4 protein-coding genes are annotated in these 4,038 nt (G+C 50.9%); all 4 read right to left on the bottom strand.

The window, feature by feature from the left end:
• Window positions 1-227: 227 nt before the first annotated feature.
• A complete protein-coding gene (locus tag AC1VWL_RS19175) occupies window positions 228-782 on the bottom strand; it encodes a hypothetical protein (protein WP_482987740.1) in 555 nt (184 codons plus the stop codon).
• Window positions 779-2,269 carry an RHS repeat domain-containing protein gene (locus AC1VWL_RS19170; protein WP_482987739.1) on the bottom strand — a complete coding sequence of 497 codons (1,491 nt, stop codon included), beginning with the start codon at window positions 2,267-2,269 and terminating at the stop codon, window positions 779-781. Before AC1VWL_RS19170 ends, AC1VWL_RS19175 begins: the two co-directional genes overlap by 4 nt.
• A 199-nt stretch (window positions 2,270-2,468) precedes the next feature.
• Complete coding sequence (locus tag AC1VWL_RS19165) at window positions 2,469-2,951, bottom strand: hypothetical protein (RefSeq protein WP_482987738.1); 483 nt, start codon at window positions 2,949-2,951, stop codon at window positions 2,469-2,471.
• A partial coding sequence (locus AC1VWL_RS19160) for an RHS repeat-associated core domain-containing protein (RefSeq protein WP_482987737.1) occupies window positions 2,944-4,038 on the bottom strand: 1,095 nt, incomplete at its 5' end. The genes AC1VWL_RS19160 and AC1VWL_RS19165, both read right to left, overlap by 8 nt.

The following is a 4,038-nucleotide window of genomic DNA, read 5'->3' as shown; positions in this document are numbered from 1 at the left end:
TATCAGTCGATCGCGCGCATCGTATTGCAGATGAAGGTTGTAGGTGCCTCCTCTTGCAACATCGTAGATGTCACTGGGATTTCCATTTTCATCGAAGCGAGTGTCCAGATTCAATAGCCAGCTATCGACACTACGCAAGAAGCGGTCGAGCACGCCCATCATCTGGCACAGGACATTGCTTCCGTACGCGCTTTAATATCACCCACCACCAGTCCCCGATCCCGGATTTAAGGCAAGGTCTTCATTAAAAATGCACCATCGGCGTAAATAACCCCACACCCTTCTTCCACACATTCTTGAATCAGCTCGTCCTTGGACGCCACTCTACTAGCGGCATTAATGGAAGATAGCCGTCCCCCTACAACCTCGGGAACAGTTACTCCCTCACCAAATGAAATCGGAGCTGACTCCAAAAACACACCTTCAATTCGATAGTAACCTTGGGACGTGAACTTCCTGCCCGCGTCCTCCGCTGAAATCATAATTGCCGATGGCAAATCAGCAACTTGCGCAGCATCTCTTCCAGAATATACAAACAGAGAACCACTTGCAGGATAGTACGCAACAATATCAACAGTTTTTCCCGAATAGTCCCTCGACCTACTCAGCAAATTAATAACTGAAACACGACAAGCTCCAGCAGCGGAAATAACCTGATAGTCGCAAACCCTAGCATCATCAACCACAAGCTCTTGCCAATGACAACCCTCAATCGCGCCAAATGAAAAAAGCAGAACTGAAAGAAGAAATTTATTATAAACAGAAAATGATCTAGCAGTCATTTTACCTCCTCAACCACATCACCCAACGTTACCATCCCAGAGCTTGACGAATTCATAGCTCGCTCGAACGCTTCCTGACTGAATTCATAGATTCGGCCGTTCCTGACCATGGCCGCATCATACCCTCCGTTAAATGCCGTCCTTAGATCTCCGCTACCCGAATCCGCAAGACCACCATACTCCTGCCTACTTATGCGTGAGACTCTAAGGCCACTGGAGCTCATTATCGAACTATTCGGATGTGCATGAATAAACCCAAGAGGTCTTCTTCCAGATTCGATCATTTTGAGAACACCGCTGACGCCAGTCGCCAATCCATCACTATGGGCGTTCCCAAACCGGAACTTTCCATCACCAACCTTATAAGTCATGGACCCGATTTCATAGCCCCAAGCTTCAGAAATCGGCTCAACCTGCTTTGCCCATGCTTGATACATCTCGTCCTTCGTATCGTATGACCTAAAACTCCCTGTCGCCTTCAAAGCAGCATTCGCCTGACTGGCCGCACCGCTGCCCCTAGTGCTGGTTACAAGCCGCGCTACTCCTCCAGTCTCGCATACGGATTTGATCTTACTTCCCGTACAAGACGCCCTTCCATCCGGATCCACGAATTTATAAGGACTGTTATTGGCGTACCAGTACCTATTAAACGCTCCCAGCGGATTACTATACGCCGTCACCGGATCCACCGACAGGAACCTTCCGATCTGCGGATCGTAGTAGCGCTGCTGCATGTAGGCCAGGCCAGTCGCACCATCCTGCTTATGACCTGTGTAACCTACAGCATCATAAGCGGACTTTCCGATTACAGCGCCATAGGGCGCGTAATCATTACGTTCTATCACGTTACCCGAGCCATCCGTCACCGCTACGGGTGAGCCAAGCGCATCGGTGTGCTGGAACTTCACCACGTTGCCCACCGTTTCACGCTTGGCTATCAAACTACCACTCAGATAGATGTGTTCAAGCCCTGCGCCACTGCTTTTAGAGTAGTACATCAGCTGACCAGACTTGCTGTACTGCGAGAGGGCCGACGTTCCATCGACAGGACTCCACGCAAGCACTCTCCGGCCTTCACCGTCGTAACGATACTGTTCCTTCCCGGGCGCTATATACAGGCGATTGTCAAAGCCGAACCCATACAGCTGGCCACTTTTATTCTGCAGATTGCCCTGCGCGTCGTAGGCCAGGCCGACAACGGTTGCACCAGCGGAGTCCCGAATTCCTTGCAAACGGTTTGTGCCGGGATCGTAGTAGTAGTTGGCATAATCCTTGCCACCGGACCCCAGCCTCCAGGACTTGATGTTATCCAACGCATCGTAGGTGTATCGATGCCATCCATCACCACCGAACGCCCCAGAGCCGGCTGCTATCAGTCGATCGCGCGCATCGTATTGCAGATGAAGGTTATAGGTGCCTCCTCTTGCAACATCGTAGATGTCACTGGGATTTCCATTTTCGTCGAAGCGAGTGTCCAGATTGAGCACTCCGCTATCAATACTACGCGCAGAAAGCTGCCGAGCATTCTGCGTCATCTGGTGCAGGACGTTGTTTCCGTACGCCGACCAACCCCACTCTCTAGTTCATTCGATCAATCCCACTCTGACCCCATCTTCACCCTGACCCATTTTGAATAGAGGCGACATTCTTCGCAGCCCCTCGAGTGGCACAGCAGCGGGCTTCTATCTACATCCTAAACTCATCCAATTCAATGCGACCGAAGATCAAAAAATCTCGCCCCTTGATTACTGAACCGTTCGTTCCTCGACCTTCGTTAAAAACAAAATTCCCGCCTATCTTGACGCGCACCGGCTCCAACTCCGGCCGGCGTGACATATATTCAAAAAAATCACGATATGCCTCGCCCCCCTCTACTTTCAAAGAGGCATAAACTTCACCACTTTCGTAAGAGTCAATTGATGGATACAGAAAAATATCATCCCCACCCTTTATCGCCCATGCATGAACAAATATCTTTCGCTCGCTAAAGGCGCCAGGATGAGATAAGAGTTGCGAATATGTCAACGCACAAAATGTGAGCCGAACTTGATTCCCAACAGGAACGCAAGCATCACTGCGCGTTACTGAAAAATCCTCCACCCTTTCCACTTTGCCACAGCCTGACCCAACGACAAGAATAGCAGCGACCAGCACGACAAATTTATTCATCATCAGGCAACCTCGAAATGAAACTTTCCACATTCAAATTAGCACCAGGAGCACTCGCCTGACCGGACATAGACTCGAAATCAAACTTCAAGATTCCGCCACCCAACATTACGACATATCCATTCGAACTAGAAAAAACTGATCGACCAATATCCGACTGAAACCCCGGATTGGCATAGCCAGTCCACTTTCCATTACTGAAACCACCGGGAATCCCATTGAAATTCGTATCCGCCGGATGCGTGTGAATAATAGCAGTCCGCGCACCGGGTCCGAAATAAGCCTGGCCTAGCGTGACGCTACCGGAGCTATCGCCTCGAGATTCAGAGCCCAATACATAGTTGAAAACAGAATATCCCTTTCCCGTTCGCGCGATGTCGGCACCGACCTCACGCCCAGTTGCGATGGTGACGGGGAGCGCCGTTCTTGCAAAGTATCTAGCGGCTTTAGCCTCACCATTATCCATTCCGTGATTATTAGCGATGCCATTAAGTTTATTCAGATAACCCTGTGGATCTCTTTTTATTGCCCGTAGCGCGCCCTCACCCACCATCAGATTCTTGCCTCCCACACATGTGCCAATCTTCGTTCCCGTGCAAGGGGCCCTTCCATCCGGATCCACGAATTTATACGGACTGTTATTGGCATACCAGTACCGATTAAAAGCGCCAACCGGATTGCCATACGCCGTCACCGGATCCACCGACAGGAACCTTCCGATCTGCGGATCGTAGTAGCGCTGCTGCATGTAGGCAAGGCCAGTCGCACCATCCTGCTTATGACCTGTGTAACCGACAGCATCATAAGCGGGCTTTCCGATTACAGCGCCATAGGGCGCGTAATCATTACGTTCTATCACGGTACCCGAGCCATCCGTCACCGCCACGGGTGAGCCGAGCGCATCGGTGTGCTGGAACTTCACCACGTTGCCCACCGTTTCACGCTTGGCTATCAAACTACCACTCAGATAGATGTGTTCAAGCCCTGCGCCACTGCTTTTAGAGTAGTACATCAGCTGACCAGACTTGCTGTACTGCGAGAGCGCAGACGTTCCATCGACAGGACTCCAGGCAAGCACTCTCCGGCC

Source organism: Stenotrophomonas sp. STEN063 (genome assembly GCF_056854515.1).
This window is presented reverse-complemented; position numbering and strand designations above follow the sequence as displayed.

Coding starts and splice junctions, on each gene's coding strand:
- AC1VWL_RS19175 (WP_482987740.1), bottom strand. CDS start 782: ATGACTGCTAGATCATTTTCTGTTTATAATAAATTTCTTCTTTCAGTT.
- AC1VWL_RS19165 (WP_482987738.1), bottom strand. CDS start 2,951: ATGAATAAATTTGTCGTGCTGGTCGCTGCTATTCTTGTCGTTGGGTCA.